The organism is Rhizobium sp. Rhizsp42, from assembly GCF_047304155.1.
GTDB lineage: Bacteria > Pseudomonadota > Alphaproteobacteria > Rhizobiales > Rhizobiaceae > Rhizobium.
Window position 1 is genome coordinate 1 of the sequence record NZ_JBGLYS010000138.1, and the last position, 278, is coordinate 278.

Consider the following 278-nt stretch of genomic DNA (forward strand, 5'->3'; position numbering starts at 1 on the left):
GTGTCGGCGGGCGGCAGCGTGTCCGGCCACAACCGGCCCAGGCCGGCGACGAAGCGGCGCGCGTCCGCGACCGGCACGGGCGCCGCCAGCGACAGCCACAGCATGAAGCCGCCGGTGCTCGTCACGCTCACCGCGGGGGCCGGGAAGCCGAAGTCGGCCTGCAGTCCGTTCGCGACGGTGCACAGGCGTTCCCAGTGCTGGGCGTCCGCGCCGGGCGCCTTGCGGAACGGGATCGCGATGGCGCGCACGAGGCCCGCGCCGGAGACGAGGTCCGCGTC

At 76.6% G+C, this 278-nt stretch carries 1 protein-coding gene; it reads right to left on the minus strand.

From position 1 onward, the window contains the following. Positions 1-278 (minus strand): hypothetical protein (locus ACCD05_RS31850; RefSeq protein WP_413397673.1); only part of this gene is annotated, 278 nt, incomplete at both ends.